Below are 12,935 nucleotides of genomic sequence, written 5' to 3'. Positions count from 1 at the left end.
CGCATGCCACCCACCGCATCGATCCATGGTCAATGGACCACCCGCCTGGCCTTCATCCTCGCGGCGACGGGCTCGGCCGTCGGGCTCGGGAATATCTGGCGTTTCCCCTACATCGCCGGCGAGAACGGCGGTGGCGCCTTCGTGCTGGTGTATCTGGGCTGCATATTGCTCATTGGCCTGCCGGTGATGATCGCCGAGATCATGCTGGGCCGTCGCGGGCGGCAGTCGCCGATCAACACCATGACCAGCCTGTCGCGCGAGGAAGGGGTGTCGGCCGGCTGGTCGTCCATCGGCTGGATCGGCGTGGTGACCGGTTTCCTGATCCTGTCGTTCTACTCGGTGGTCGCGGGCTGGGCCCTGTCGTACATCTTCAAGAGCGGGGCGGGCGGCTTTGTCGGCCTGGACGCCGGGGGCTCCGAGGCGATGTTCGACGGCATGCTGGCATCGCCCGAGGCGCTGCTGGCCTGGCACACCATCTTCATGGTGATGGTGGGCATTGTGGTCGCGCGCGGGGTGCAGTCGGGGCTGGAGAAGGCCGTGACCATCCTCATGCCGCTGCTGTTCGTGATGCTGCTGGTGATGGTCGGCTACGCGGTGGTGCAGGGCAACTTCGCCGAGGGCCTGGCGTTCATGCTGGCGCCGGACTTCTCCGAGCTGTCGGCCAACGCGGTGCTGCTGGCCATGGGGCAGGCCTTCTTCACCCTGAGCCTGGGCATGGGGGCGATCATGATCTACGGCAGCTATCTGCAGAGCGACGCCTCCATCCCGCGCACCGCCGGGGTGGTCGTGGGGGCGGATACCCTGGTCGCGATCGTGGCCGGGCTGGCGATCTTCCCGATCGTGCTGGGCGCCGGACTGTCGCCGGGCGAGGGGCCGGGGCTGATCTTCGTGACCCTGCCGCTGGCCTTCGGCGAGATGCCCGGCGGGCTGATCTTCGGCACGGTGTTCTTCATTCTCTTGAGCTTCGCGGCCTGGACCTCGGCGATCTCGATCGCCGAGCCGGCCGTGGCCTGGCTGGTGGAAACCGTGGGCATGACGCGGGTGGCCGCGACCACGGTGCTGGCGATCGCGGCCTGGACCCTGGGGATCGCAGCGCTGCTGTCGCTCAACGTCTGGTCGGACTACACCCTGTTCGACATGGGCGTGCTTGATTTCCTCGACTACCTGACCGCGAACATCCTGCTGCCGCTGGGTGGCTTCCTGATTGCGGTGTTCGCCGGCTGGCGCATGACCCGGGGTTCGGTGAGTGCGGAACTGGCGATGCGCTCGCCGGGCCTGTTCGGACTGTGGTATTTCCTGGTGCGTTTCGTCGCCCCGGTCGCGATCCTGCTGGTGTTCCTGCGTGCGGTGGAGCTGATCTGATGGGCTCGAAGATCCAGCGTTCGGCCGACGTACCGCATTCGCGCGAACAGATGTTCGACCTGGTGGACGACATCGACGCCTACCCGGAATTCCTGCCGGGCTGTCGCAGCGCGTCCGCACGCAACCGGACCGAGACCCAGGTGGAGGGCACCATCGAGCTTGCCAAGGGGGCGCTGCACAAGTCGTTCACCACCCGCAACACGCTGCGGCGGCCGGAGTCCATCGACATCCGTCTGGTGAAGGGGCCGTTCCAGCGCCTGCACGGTACCTGGCGCTTCACCGAGCTGGAGGGCGGCGGCACGCGTATCTCGCTGGAGCTGGAATTCGAGTTCGCCAGCCGGCTGATGTCGTTCGCCATCGGACCGGTGTTCCACCAGATCGCCAACTCCCTGGTGGACGCCTTCGTCCGTCGCGCGCAGGAGGTGCACGGGAATGGCTGAGGCAGACGATGGCGGCGAGGGGCCGATGACGGTCGAGGTCGCCTATGCGCGGCCCGACCGTCAGGTGATCCTTGCGCTGGAGGTCTCGCCCGGAACGACCGTGGAGCAGGCGCTGCGCCAGTCCGAGATCGACCGGCAATTTCCGGAGATCGATCTGGACAATGCGAAGGTCGGCATCTTCGGCAAGATTACCCGCCGCGATACCGTGCTGCGGCCGCGCGACCGGGTGGAGGTCTATCGGCCGCTGATCGCGGATCCGAAGGAGGTCCGGCGCCAGCGCGCCGGCAAGGGCAAGACGAAAGAAAAGGGCGGGGAGGCGTGACCCCGGTGACGCGGCCCGCCCGTCTCCCTCAGTCGTCCATGTCCACCGGGTGGTCCTCCAGGGCGACCGGCTGCGGCACGTCGGAGTCGATGTAGGCGACCACGCCGTCCTGGAAATACACGCTCACGCGCTGGCGTTCGGTGGGGCCGATCCCCGGACGCCGATAATAGACGTAATCCCAGCGGTCCTCGCTCTTGAAGGCCGCGTCCAGTTGCGGCGTCCCCAGCAGGAAACGCACCTGGCCGGGCGTCATGCCGGGCTGGACGCGCGCGACGTCGGTGGCGTCGATCACGTTGCCCTGCTGCACGTCGAGACGGAACTGGTTAAAGCCACTGCACGCGGTAAGCGTGCTTGCGGCGACCGCGATAGTAATGAGAATCTTGTACATCAAGCGCGCGGGACCTTGAACGAGTCTGGAAACGCGCATGGTACACCAAAGCATCCGGTGGCTCTCAATGCCCGGAGCCCGACGCGATGCAGGGATCGTGCATGGAAACGAGCAATCTCAAGAAGGCCGGCCTGAAAGTCACGCTGCCGCGGATGAAGATCCTGGAGATCCTGGATCAGTCGGAGACGCGGCACCTCACGGCCGAGGCGATCTACCGCGAGCTGCTGGATTCCGGCGAGGAGATCGGCCTGGCCACGGTGTATCGCGTGCTCACCCAGTTCGAGGCCGCGGGCCTGGTGTGCCGGCTGCATCTGGAAGGCAATCAGGCGGTATTCGAGCTGGAGCGTGGCGGTCATCACGACCACATCGTCTGCAACCAGTGCGGGCGGGTCGAGGAGTTCTACGACGAGACCATCGAGCAGCGCCAGCAGAAGATCGCCAGTGACCATGGGTTTTCGATCCGGGATCATGCCCTGGTGTTGTACGGCGACTGCAGCGACGAGGCCTGCCCTCGCCGCCCCGCCTGAACCTTCTCCCCCGGGAGCGGGGATCAATCGCCGGGCGTTTCCAGCAGCTCCCGTGCGTGGGCGCGACTGCTCTCGGTGAGGGCGCTGCCGCCGATCAGACGGGCCAGGGCGTCCACCCGGTCCTCGTGATCCAGACGCCGGATGCCGGTGCGGGTGTGATCCTCGGCCGTGGTCTTGGCCACTTCCAGCTGATGATGGGCCTGCGCGGCGACCTGCGCGAGGTGGGTGACGCACAGCACCTGATGGCGTTCCCCCAGTCGCCGCAGCTTGCGCCCGACGACCTCGGCCACCGCGCCGCTGATGCCCGAATCGACCTCGTCGAAGATCAGGGTGGGCACGGTCTGCTGCTGGCTCGCGAGCACCTGCAGGGCCAGGCCGATACGTGACAGTTCGCCGCCCGATGCCACCCGGGCCAGTGGCTGCGGGGTCTGGCCGGGGTTGGCGGCGACGCGGAATTCCACCCGGTCGGCGCCGTGGGCGCGGGGTTCGTCGTCGGGTTCCACGGCGATCTCGAAGCGCCCGCCGGCCATGCCCAGTTCCTGCATGGTTTCGGTGACAGCGGTCTCGATGCGCCGCGCGGCCTGTTCGCGTGCGCGGGTGAGTTCCGCCGCGGCGTCCTCCAGCGCGGAACGCGTCTGTGCGGCCCGGGTTTCCAGTTCTTCTACCGTGCGGTCTCCGGATTCCAGACGCTCCAGTTCGTCCATCAGACGCCGTTGCAGCCCGGGCAGTTCCTCCGGTTCCATCCGGTGCTTGCGCGCCAGCCGCAGGTACTCCCCCAGTCGCGTATCCAGCTCCGCCAGGCGCTGCGGGTCGGGGTCGATGTCCTCGGCCAGACGGCGCAGGGTGTCTCCGGCCTCGTCGATCTGGATGCGGGCCGATTCCAGCAGCTCGATCCCGGGCTGCAGGCGGTTGTCATGGCGGGCCGCCTCCTGCAGCCGGTGCAGCATCTGGCCGAGGAGGGCATCCAGCCCGTTGTCCTCGCCGATGGTGTCGTCGGCGGCCTGGAGGGCCTGCAGGACCTCGGTGCCGTGCGCCAGCCGGCTCTGTTCGGTGGATAGCTCGGGGTATTCGTCGGGCTCCGGCGCCAGTTCGGCCAGTTCGCCGGTCTGAAAGCGCAGCAGGTCCAGCCGGTCGCCGGCCTCGGCCAGTTCCGCGCGGGCCTTTTCCAGGGCGCTGCGGGCCTCGCGCCATTGCTGGAAAGCCGTGGTGACTGCGTGGCGCAGGGGCGCCTCGACAAAGCCGTCGAGCCAGGCCCGCTGGGTATCGCGCCCGAGCAGCTGCTGATGGGCATGCTGCCCGTGGATGTCGACCAGCCATTGGCCCAGTTCCCGCAGCTGGGTGACGGTCGCGGGGCGCCCGTTGATCCAGGCGCGGCTCTTGCCCTGGCGCGTGAGCACGCGCCGCAGCAGGAGTGGGTCGCCGTCCTCGCCGGCCAGGCCGGCCTCGGCGAGCCAGGCATGCGCCGGGCTGTTGTCCGGGAGTTCGCATTCGGCCCCCAGTTCCGCCTGTTCGGCGCCCTCGCGCACCATGGAAGCGTCGGCCCGGTCGCCCAGCAGCAGGCCGACCACGTCGACCAGGATGGACTTGCCGGCGCCGGTCTCGCCGGTCAGGGCGTTGAGGCCGTCGTCGAGCTCGAGTTCGAGTTCGTCGACGATGGCGAAATCGCGGATGTGGATCAGGCGCAGCATGTCAGGGCTGTTCTCCCCAGCGCAGCTTGGAGCGCAGCATGCGCAGGAACTGGTGGTTGTGCGGGTGGATCAGGGTCATGCCGTATTCGCGGCGGCGGATGCGCAGGCGGTCGCCGGGCCCGAAGTCGACGTTCTCCTGACCGTCCAGCGCGACCTGTGCCGGCGAGCGGCTGTCGGGGGACAGCTGGATCTCGATGACCGAATCACCGCCTACCACCAGCGGGCGGTGGTTCAGGCTGTGCGGCGCGACCGGGACGATCACCATGCCGTCCATCTGCGGGGTGAGGATGGGGCCGCCGGCCGACAGGGCGTAGGCGGTGGAGCCGGTGGGTGTGGCTACCACCAGCCCGTCGGCCCGCAGGCGCCCGACGTCCACGCCATCGATGGTGGTGTCGAACTCGATGATGCGCACCACGCTGAGCACGTGCAGGACGGCGTCGTTGACCGCCACTCCGGTGTGCACGGTTACGCCGTCGCGGATAACCTCCGCCTCCAGCATGGAGCGGGGTTCCAGGACATAGGCCCCGTCGAGGACCTCGCCCAGTTCCTCCACGGCGTCCTCCGGCGAGACGTCGACCAGGAAGCCGAGGCGGCCGAGGTTGATCCCCAGCAGCGGGGTACCGATCCCGGCGGTCACCCGGGCGGTGGCCAGCAGCGTGCCGTCGCCGCCAATCACGATCAGGAGGTCCGCTTCGCGCGCCAGCTCGCCGACCGGCCGGATCGGAACGTCGGCCGGGCGCTGGAAACCCTCGATGTCGGCCTCCATCAGTATGTGTCGCTCGCGCTCGCACAGCAGCTGCACCAGCCGGTCCACCAGCGGAGCGGTGCGCGGGTCGTTGGCCTTGCCGATCAGGCCGACGGTCTTGAACTCTGGCATCATGCCGGCATTATCCGGAAAACGGGGTGGTCCTGCATCCAGCCGCTTGACGCTGGCGCAACGCCCCCGAAAACTTGGACGGTTGTGGCACTCGTCCGGAAGGAGCGCTGATACCAGCATGAATGACTCGTCGATCCAGCTCGATTCCCGCGAGCGGACCCTGCTGCGGACGCTGATCGAGAGCTATATCAGCGACGGTCAGCCGGTGGGGTCCCGCAACCTCGCGCGCGCATCGGGCCTCAAGGTGAGCGCCGCGACGGTGCGCAACGTGATGGCCGATCTCGAGGATCGTGGCCTGATCCAGGCGCCGCACACCTCGGCCGGGCGGGTTCCGACCACCGCCGGCTACCGGCTGTTCGTCGACAGCCTGCTGGAGGTGCGCAAGCCCAGTCGCGAGCAGATCGATGCGATCGAATCGCGCTTCGATCCCGGCGCCTCCACCCAGGACCTGCTGGACAGCGCCAGCAGCGTGCTGTCCCAGGTGACGCGCATGGCCGGGATGGTGCGGCTGCCACGGCATCGCAACGTCGCGTTGTCGCAGATCGAGTTCCTGCGGCTGGGCGAGGGCCGGGTGCTGGCGATCCTGGTGATCGACGGCCGCGAGGTGCAGAATCGCGTCCTCGAACTGGAGCGGGACTTCAGTCAGGACGACCTGCAGCGCATGGCCAATTATCTCAACGCGCATCTCGCGGGGAAGAGCCTGCATACGGTGCGCGCCGAACTCCTGCGGGAAATGCGCGAGGTGCGCGACGACCTGGACGTGCAGATGCTGGCTGCCATCGACCTGGGCGAACAGGCGCTGGGCGACGAGGACCCCGACGACGTGGTGGTGGCCGGTCAGACCCAGCTGCTGGGTTACGAGGAGCTCGCGGACATGGAGCGCCTGCGGCAGCTGCTGGAAGCGTTCAACGAGAAGCGCGAGATCCTCGGTATCCTGGACCAGTGCATCCGCGGGGACCGGGTGCAGATCTTCATCGGCCGCGAGTCCGGTCTTGACTGGTTCGAGAACTGCTCGGTGGTGACCGCCCCCTACAGCGTGGATGGCGAGGTCGTGGGCGTGCTGGGTGTGATCGGTCCGACACGCATGTCCTACGACCGGGTCGTCCCCATCGTGGACGTCACCGCCCGATTGCTGGGCTCGGCCTTGAATGTGCGCGGGGAATCCCCAGACTCCCAGTAAACACCGCGAAGGCGGGGCCGCGAGCCCCGCCTTCCTGCTTGTGCGCCGGCGACAGGCGGCGCCCGTCCGAACAACACTCGATACGAACGCGAGGGAAGCATGTCCGAACAGCCGGAATCCCGGGAAACCCCCGAAAACGAAGCGCAGGAGTCGCCCTCCCCCGAGGAACAGGAAGCGGCCGCGGCGGCCGGCGAGGCCGATCGCATCCAGGAGCTGGAGGCGCTGGCCGAGGAGCGGCGCGACCAGGCCCTGCGCGCGCAGGCCGAGCTGGAGAACCAGCGCCGGCGTTTCGAACGCGAGCTGGAGAACGCGCACAAGTATGCGATGGAGAAATTCGCCTCCGAGATGCTGGAGGTCTGTGATTCCCTGGAGATGGGGCTGCAGGCCGCGCGCGAGTCGCAGGACGTGGACCGCGTCATCGAGGGCGTGGACCTGACCCTCAAGAACCTGCACAAGGTCTTCGACAAGTTCGGCATCCAGGCCGAGGAGCCCACCGGCGAGCGTTTCGATCCGGAGCGCCATCAGGCGATGTCGATGCAGGAGGATCCCGAGCAGCCGCCGAACACCGTGGTCGCGACCATGCAGAAGGGTTACATGCTGCAGGACCGGGTCCTGCGTCCGGCGATGGTCATGGTTTCCAGGGCTCCCAGCTCCCCTGGCATCGACGAGAACGCCTGATCGCCCTTCGCGCCCGGTGGCGAGCGTCCCGGGCGTGGCGGCTCGACAACGATTTTTTGTCCGCGGCGGTTGAAAAGACCGTCACGGCCCCCAGATCACCGGACAAACGGGCAGGGTTCCCCCTGTCCCGCGAACTTTCAATTTCAGGAGAATTCAGCCATGGGCAAGATGATCGGAATCGACCTCGGGACCACCAACTCCTGCGTCGCCGTGATGGAAGGCGACCAGGCCAAGGTCATCGAGAACGCCGAGGGCGCGCGCACCACGCCGTCCATCGTCGCCTTCAGTGAAGACGGCGAGGTGCTCGTCGGCCAGGCGGCCAAGCGCCAGGCGGTGACCAACCCGCAGAACACGATCTTCGCGGCCAAGCGTCTGATCGGCCGCAAGTTCGACGAAGGCGAAGTGCAGAAGGACATCGATCTGGTGTCCTACAGCATCGTCAAGGCCGACAACGGCGATGCCTGGGTCGAGGCGCAGGGCAAGAAGATGGCTCCGCCGGAGATCTCCGCGCGCGTGCTGCAGAAGATGAAGAAGACCGCCGAGGACTACCTGGGCGAAGAGGTGACCGAAGCGGTCATCACCGTGCCGGCCTACTTCAACGACTCGCAGCGCCAGGCGACCAAGGACGCCGGCAAGATCGCGGGCCTGGACGTCAAGCGCATCATCAACGAGCCGACGGCCGCCTCGCTGGCCTACGGCATGGACAAGCAGCGCGGTGACCGCAAGATCGCGGTGTACGACCTGGGTGGCGGTACCTTCGACATCTCGATCATCGAGATCGCCGAGGTGGATGGCGAGCACCAGTTCGAGGTGCTGGCGACCAACGGCGATACCTTCCTCGGTGGCGAGGACTTCGACAACCGCCTGATCGACTACCTGGCCGACGAGTTCAAGAAGGACCAGGGTATCGATATCAAGGGCGATCCGCTGGCCATGCAGCGCGTGAAGGAAGCCGCCGAGAAGGCGAAGATCGAGCTGTCCTCCGCGCAGCAGACCGAGGTCAACCTGCCGTACATCACGGCCGACAATACCGGGCCCAAGCACCTGGCGATCAAGGTTACCCGGGCCAAGCTGGAGAGCCTGGTCGAGGACCTGATCCAGCGCTCCATCGAGCCCTGCAAGGTGGCGCTGAAAGACGCCGGCCTGTCCGCCTCCGAGGTGGACGACGTGATCCTGGTCGGCGGTCAGACCCGCATGCCCAAGGTGCAGGAAGCGGTCTCCGGCTTCTTCGGCAAGGATGCACGCAAGGACGTGAACCCGGACGAGGCGGTCGCGGTCGGCGCCGCGGTGCAGGCCGGCGTGCTGGGTGGCGACGTCAAGGACGTGCTGCTGCTGGACGTGACCCCGCTGTCGCTGGGCATCGAGACCATGGGCGGCGTGATGACCAAGCTGATCGAGAAGAACACCACCATCCCGACCCGGGCGCAGCAGGTGTTCTCCACCGCCGAGGACAACCAGACCGCGGTGACCGTGCACGTGCTGCAGGGTGAGCGCGACATGGCCAGCGCCAACAAGTCGCTGGGCCGCTTCGACCTGCAGGACATCCCGGCCGCGCCGCGTGGCGTGCCGCAGATCGAGGTCACCTTCGACATCGACTCCAACGGCATCCTGAACGTCTCGGCCAAGGACAAGGCGACCGGCAAGGAGAACAAGATCGTCATCAAGGCCTCCTCCGGCCTGTCCGAGGACGAAGTCGAGCAGATGGTCAAGGATGCCGAGGCCCATGCCGAAGAGGACAAGAAGTTCCAGCAGCTGGTGCAGGCGCGCAACCAGGCCGATGCGATGGTGCACTCCGCGGAGAAGTCGCTCAGTGATCTGGGCGATCAGGTCTCCGATGAGGAGCGCTCCGCGATCGAGTCGGCGGTGAGCGAGGTCAAGACCGCGATGGAAGGCGACGACGCCGAGGCCATCGAGCAGGCCACGCAGAAGCTGGCCGAAGCCTCCGGCAAGATCGCCGAGAAGGCCTATGCGCAGCAGGGCGGTGATGCCGGGGCGGCCGAGGCCGATGCCTCCGGGGAAGCCGGCGGCCAGCAGCAGGGCGACGACGTGGTCGACGCCGAGTTCGAGGAAGTCGACGACAACGACAAGAAGAACGGCTGATCCGCCGTGGCCGGCCGGCCAGGTGCCGGCCGGTTTCCCTTGCCAGCCACCACGCCCGGGCCCGCGCACGCGAACCCGGGCGCTTTCGTTCCCGGCAACGGCTGAACGCCCCGGACCATCCGCAGGAAAACGATCATGGCAAAACGCGATTACTACGAGGTGCTGGGGGTGTCGAAGGACGCCTCCGCCGCCGACATCAAGAAGGCCTTTCGCCGTCTGGCGATGAAGTATCACCCCGACCGCAACCCCGGGGATGAGGATGCCGAGGCCCGTTTCAAGGAGGCCCGCGAGGCCCACGACGTCCTCAGCGACGACCAGAAACGGGCGGCCTACGACCGTTACGGCCACGCCGGTGTGGACGGCTCGGCCGCCGGCGGCTTCGGCGGCGGTGCCGGAGGGTCCAACTTCAGCGACATCTTCGAGGATATCTTCGGCGACATCTTCGGTGGCGGCGGCGGTCGCGGCGGGCAGCGGGCTTACCGCGGTTCGGACCTGCAGTACAACCTGGAGCTGACGCTGGAGGAGGCGGTGTTCGGGACCGAGGTGCAGATCCGGATCCCGACGACCAGCACCTGCGAAGTCTGTGACGGATCGGGGGCCGAGCCGGGGACCTCCACCGAGACCTGTCCCACCTGTAACGGCATGGGTCAGGTCCGTATCCAGCAGGGCTTTTTCTCGGTGCAGCAGAGCTGCCCCCGCTGTCATGGCAGCGGGCGCATCATCCCCACGCCCTGCAAGGCCTGCGGCGGCCAGGGCCGGGTGCAGGAGCAGAGCACCCTGGACGTCAAGGTGCCTGCCGGAGTGGACACCGGCGACCGCATCCGCCTGTCCGGGCAGGGCGAGGCCGGACTCAACGGGGGCCCGCCGGGGGATCTCTACGTGCAGGTGCGGGTCAAGCCGCACCAGCTGTTCCGCCGCGACGGCAACGACCTGCACTGCGAGGTCCCGATTTCCTTCGCCACCGCCGCACTGGGCGGCGAGCTGGAGGTGCCGGCGCTGGACGGCCGCGTGAACCTCAAGATCCCGCCGGAGACCCAGAGCGGCAAGCAGTTCCGCGTCAGCGGCAAGGGCGTGAAATCGGTGCACGGTGGCGGCGTGGGCGATCTGATCTGCCGCGTGGTGGTGGAGACGCCGGTCAACCTGACCAAACGGCAGAAGGAACTGCTGCAGGAATTCGAAGAAGAGACCCGGGCCGGCGGCACCAAGCACAGCCCCAAGGAACACTCCTTCTTCGACGGGGTGCGCTCGTTCTTCGACGACCTGAAGTTCTGGTCGAAATAGGGCCGCGAGCCGGCCCCGATTGCCTCAGACGGACTCGAAGTCGAAGTCCGGCTCGGGCATCGGGGCCTGCAGGAAGAAGCCCTGCACCAGGTTGACGTTGAGGCCGTACAGCACGGCAAGCGCGGAGGCGTCCTCGATGTGCGGGACGATGACCTGCTTGCCCTTGGCGTGGGCGGCCTCGGTATATTCGCGGATCGTCTCCTGGTTCTCCTCGCTTTCGGCGAGGTTCTTGACGAACGAGGCGTCCAGCTTGATGTGGTCGGCATCCAGGTGCTGCAGCAGCTGGAACGGCTTGAGGCCGTTGCCGAAATCGTCCACGCACAGGTGACCGTGCATTTCCTTCAGCCCGCGGCCCACGTTCATCGCCGGCTTGAGATGGGTGACGATGGTCGGTTCCTTGAGTTCCACCACCACGTTGTCCGCGGGGATGCGCAGGGCGTGCAGGTCGTCGTTCAGCCAGGTCAGGACGGACGGGTCGCCCAGCGAACCGTTGGTCAGCTTGAGGAAGAACTGCGTGCGCGAGTCCTTCTTCAGCTGCCGGGCCAGCACCGCCAGGGCGTGGCGCAGGATCCAGCGGTCGATCCGGGTCGCCACTTCGGTGCGTTCGGCACTGGGCAGGAATTCCACCGGCTCGTGTACCGTGCCGTCGGGATCCAGCAGGCGCACGAACACGCTGTAGCGCGGCCGGTCGGCGCCGTGCAGGTTGACCACCGGCTGATAGCGCAGCTCAAGACGGTTCTCCTCCAGCGCCTCGAGGATGCGGTTCTTCCATTGCTGATCCAGCTGCGCCTGGGTCAGCTCGCCCTCGGCGGGGCGGTAGAAGCGATGGGTGCCGCCACCGGCCTTCACCGCGTCTTCCAGTGCACGGTCGGTCTGCGCCAGCAGTTCCTCGGTGTCCGGCGCGGTCTCGTCGGCGATGACCCCGCCGGCCGAAACGCTGCCGTGGGTGGACAGCGTGCCCACCTCGAACACCCGCGAGGCGATGGCCTCCTGCAGCGCATTCAGGCGTTCTTCTGCGGCGGCCTGCTGGGCTTCGGGCAGCAGCACACCGAAGCGTTCGGCCTCCAGCCGTGCGATCACCGCGGTTTCCGGGAAATGGCTCTCGATGAGCTGGCCGACGTCGGCCAGCATCAGGTCGGCCCCGGACATCCCGGCGTTGGCGCGGATTTCGGGGAAATGGTCCACCGCCACGGTCAGCAGGGCGAAGGGCTTTTCGGTTTCCGCGGCCCGGGTGCGCGTGGTTTCGATGGCGTCCTGGAAGTACTGCCGGTTGTACAGGCCGGTGACCAGGTCGCGCTGTGACAGATAATCGATCTTCTGCGCCAGCTCCTTGTCTTCGCCGGAGCTGAGCTGGACCTGGGTCGCGGCCTCGCCTTCCACGGTCGTGGAGGACAGGTGCAGCTCCGCCTCGAAGGCCTCGCCGTCCAGCGTGCGTAACTGGAAATGTTGCGCCATGGCCTCCTCGCTGCCCTCCTGGTAGCTGCGCAGGAAGCGCTTGAGGTCGTCGCGGCTGTCCGGCGCGACCAGATCCATCAGCGGCAGACCCTCGATGTCGTCGGGATCGTCAACGCCGAAGCGTTCGCGCCAGGAGGCGTTGGCGTACACATGCATGCCGTCATGGATGTAGGCGATGGCGTCGCGCGAGTTGTCCAGCAGCAGCTGGCTGCGCCGCTCGGACTCCTGCAGCGAGTTCTCCATGCGCTTGATCTGCTGTCGCAAATGCAGCGAGTCGGCCGCACGCAGGGTCAGGATCGCGGTGAGCTCCACCAGCTGATGGTCCACCACGGCGAATACACCGGCCTCGTAGTCGGGCAGGCGTTCCTCCTCCGGGCGTTCCGTCATCAGGACCAGGGGGGTGCGGCGGCCACTGGCCTGCAGGGCCGCATCCACGTCGCTGCGCGCCAGATTGAGACCAGGTTCGGTGAAGACGACGACCTCGAAGCGGGTTTCCCGCAGCGCCGTGGTCAGACCCTCGCCGTCATCGACCTGTTCCGGGCGCACCGCGCACCCGCGGGACCGGATGCTGCTGATGACCTGTTCCGCCAGGTTGGGATTGGCGGTCACGAAGAGGACGCGAATGGATTCGATCATG

The 12,935-nt window shown here is 67.3% G+C and carries 12 protein-coding genes; 8 read left to right on the top strand and 4 right to left on the bottom strand.

The window, feature by feature from the left end; genetic code table 11:
• The first annotated feature begins 3 nt into the window (after window positions 1-3).
• Genes G020_RS0106165 through G020_RS0106155 form a run of 3 tightly spaced genes read left to right on the top strand, consistent with a single transcriptional unit; the run spans window position 4 to window position 2,124 of the window.
• The gene (locus G020_RS0106165) at window positions 4-1,362 is read left to right on the top strand and encodes a sodium-dependent transporter (protein WP_024328994.1); all 1,359 of its coding nucleotides are present in this window, start codon (window positions 4-6) and stop codon (window positions 1,360-1,362) included.
• Complete coding sequence (locus G020_RS0106160) at window positions 1,362-1,802, top strand: type II toxin-antitoxin system RatA family toxin (protein ID WP_018946387.1); 441 nt, start codon at window positions 1,362-1,364, stop codon at window positions 1,800-1,802. The genes G020_RS0106165 and G020_RS0106160 overlap by 1 nt, the downstream gene beginning before the upstream one ends.
• Window positions 1,795-2,124 carry an RnfH family protein gene (locus G020_RS0106155; protein WP_018946386.1) on the top strand — a complete coding sequence of 110 codons (330 nt, stop codon included), beginning with the start codon at window positions 1,795-1,797 and terminating at the stop codon, window positions 2,122-2,124. Before G020_RS0106160 ends, G020_RS0106155 begins: the two co-directional genes overlap by 8 nt.
• Window positions 2,125-2,152: 28 nt before the next feature.
• On the opposite strand, the gene G020_RS0106150 is transcribed toward G020_RS0106155, so the two are convergent.
• Window positions 2,153-2,512, bottom strand: a complete 360-nt coding sequence (locus tag G020_RS0106150; protein WP_018869993.1) for an outer membrane protein assembly factor BamE — start codon at window positions 2,510-2,512, stop codon at window positions 2,153-2,155.
• Between the two features lie 101 nt (window positions 2,513-2,613).
• Here G020_RS0106150 and fur point away from each other — a divergent pair, with 101 nt between their 5' ends.
• Window positions 2,614-3,039 (top strand): ferric iron uptake transcriptional regulator, encoded by a 426-nt coding sequence (gene fur, locus G020_RS0106145; protein ID WP_018946385.1) that lies wholly within the window; start codon window positions 2,614-2,616, stop codon window positions 3,037-3,039.
• Between the two features lie 23 nt (window positions 3,040-3,062).
• On the opposite strand, the gene recN is transcribed toward fur, so the two are convergent.
• The gene (gene recN / locus G020_RS0106140; protein ID WP_024328993.1) at window positions 3,063-4,727 is read right to left on the bottom strand and encodes a DNA repair protein RecN; all 1,665 of its coding nucleotides are present in this window, start codon (window positions 4,725-4,727) and stop codon (window positions 3,063-3,065) included.
• 1 nt (window position 4,728) lies between these two features.
• A complete protein-coding gene (locus G020_RS0106135; protein WP_018946383.1) occupies window positions 4,729-5,607 on the bottom strand; it encodes an NAD(+) kinase in 879 nt (292 codons plus the stop codon).
• Between the two features lie 115 nt (window positions 5,608-5,722).
• Between G020_RS0106135 and hrcA the strand changes: the two genes are divergently transcribed.
• The 4 genes from hrcA (at window position 5,723) to dnaJ (ending at window position 10,843) form a co-directional block, all read left to right on the top strand.
• Complete coding sequence (gene hrcA / locus G020_RS0106130) at window positions 5,723-6,784, top strand: heat-inducible transcriptional repressor HrcA (RefSeq protein WP_018946382.1); 1,062 nt, start codon at window positions 5,723-5,725, stop codon at window positions 6,782-6,784.
• 99 nt (window positions 6,785-6,883) lie between these two features.
• A complete protein-coding gene (gene grpE, locus G020_RS0106125) occupies window positions 6,884-7,462 on the top strand; it encodes a nucleotide exchange factor GrpE (RefSeq protein WP_018946381.1) in 579 nt (192 codons plus the stop codon).
• A gap of 159 nt (window positions 7,463-7,621) precedes the next feature.
• Window positions 7,622-9,562, top strand: coding sequence for a molecular chaperone DnaK (dnaK, locus tag G020_RS0106120; protein ID WP_024328992.1), 1,941 nt, complete (start codon window positions 7,622-7,624; stop codon window positions 9,560-9,562).
• A 135-nt stretch (window positions 9,563-9,697) separates the two neighbouring features.
• A complete protein-coding gene (gene dnaJ, locus G020_RS0106115; protein ID WP_018946379.1) occupies window positions 9,698-10,843 on the top strand; it encodes a molecular chaperone DnaJ in 1,146 nt (381 codons plus the stop codon).
• A 24-nt stretch (window positions 10,844-10,867) separates the two neighbouring features.
• Here dnaJ and G020_RS0106110 read toward each other — a convergent pair whose 3' ends face one another.
• Entirely contained in the window at window positions 10,868-12,934 is a 2,067-nt protein-coding gene (locus G020_RS0106110; protein WP_024328991.1) for an EAL domain-containing protein, read from the bottom strand.
• Window position 12,935: the final 1 nt, after the last annotated feature.

This window comes from Thioalkalivibrio sp. ALR17-21 (genome assembly GCF_000420185.1).
In the GTDB taxonomy this organism is placed as follows: domain Bacteria; phylum Pseudomonadota; class Gammaproteobacteria; order Ectothiorhodospirales; family Ectothiorhodospiraceae; genus Thioalkalivibrio; species Thioalkalivibrio halophilus.
Note: the sequence above shows the minus strand (reverse complement) of the source record. Positions and strands in the feature narration are given on the sequence as shown.